Origin of the sequence: Streptomyces ureilyticus, from assembly GCF_011045025.1 — a bacterium.
Classification (GTDB): domain Bacteria; phylum Actinomycetota; class Actinomycetes; order Streptomycetales; family Streptomycetaceae; genus Streptomyces; species Streptomyces ureilyticus.
The window spans coordinates 1-1,277 of record NZ_JAAKZX010000463.1 but is presented as its reverse complement, the minus strand read 5'-3'; the positions used below and the strand labels follow the sequence as shown (position 1 = coordinate 1,277).

Sequence of the window (1,277 nt, the reverse complement as noted above, 5' to 3'; positions counted from 1 at the left end):
GGGTGGGAGCCGCCCTCGCCACCCTCACCTCCCTGTGCCGCGACCTGATCCGCCGCACCGAGGACGGCTCCCACCCCGGGCTGCGCCTGACCGCCGTACGCCACTTCATCGACGCCGCCGCCCAGCCGGACACGATCACCGCCTGGCTCTCCGAAGGCACCGTCCCCGGCGGCCCCGAACTCGACCCCGAACTGCGCTGGCGCATCCTCGGCCGCCTCGCCGTACTCGGCGCCATCGACGACGCCGTCATCGAAGCCGAACTCGTCCAGGACCCCAGCGCCACCGGCCAGGAAGGCGCCGCCCGCTGCCACGCCGCCCTCCCCGACCCCGAAGCCAAACACCAGGCCTGGGAGGCCATGTTCACCACCGACAACCTCTCCAACTACCTGTTCACCGCCACAGCCAAGGGCTTCTGGCAACCCGAACAGGCAGATCTGGTACGGGACTACGTGCCGCGCTACTTCAAGCAGGCCCCGGCAGTGGCAGCCCGCCGAGGCTCCGCGATCGCAGAGGCAGCGGGCCGCTGGGCGTTCCCGGTATACGCGGTCTCACCCGAGACACTCCGCCTGGGCAAAAAGTGCCTGACCAAGGGCAACCCGACCCCGGCGCTGCACCGCAAGCTGGTGGACCAGCTGGACGACATGGAGCGGGCGTTGAGGGTGAGGGAGGTGTGACGGCTCCTTCTTAAGCTGGGCTGGGGGGCAGCGCCCCGTTTAGGGGCGCGGGGCTGTGACATGTGCGGCTCCGCCGCGATGGGGGTCCCCCCGCTCGAGCGAAGTCGAGAGTGGGGGAGCGAGCAACCACCGTCGGCCCGCAGCTACAAGCTGCCCCTACCCACCGAGCTCTTTACCTGCTCAACCCGCGGAGCGAACCCGTACCCCCATTCGGGTAACGATCGTTGAGCCTCCGGGCGCGCAGCCCCAACCCCGCGCCCCGGAGGACGACCATGAGCCCGCTCGCAACAGGCCCCGCACCGGGCCTGAATTCAGGCCTCGCTTCAGGCCCCCAAGGCCCGGCCGCCCTGAGGCCGTTGCTCACCACGGTCCTCGACGCACTACGCACCGGCGCCGCCGCAAGAAGAGGCCCCCTCCCCACCGGCGGCCCCGAAACAGTCGCCGCACGCATACGCACCGCCCTCGGCGACCCCATGCCCGAACACGGCGACCCGGACGCGCTACGCACCCTCGTCCACGCCTTCGCCGCAGGCGCCGCCGACCCCGACAGGCTCGTAGACGAAGTACGTCTCGCCTGAGCGCAGCAGCACAGGAGCCTCGGGC

Annotated in this window: 1 protein-coding gene and 1 pseudogene; both read left to right on the top strand. The window is 71.1% G+C overall.

Annotated features, from left to right (window positions below):
* A partial coding sequence (locus G6048_RS48145; RefSeq protein WP_206343053.1) for an ERAP1-like C-terminal domain-containing protein occupies positions 1–674 on the top strand: 674 nt, incomplete at its 5' end.
* 272 nt (positions 675–946) lie between these two features.
* Positions 947–1,219, top strand: a pseudogene (locus G6048_RS50780) (aspartate aminotransferase family protein); the annotation flags it as partial.
* Positions 1,220–1,277: the final 58 nt, after the last annotated feature.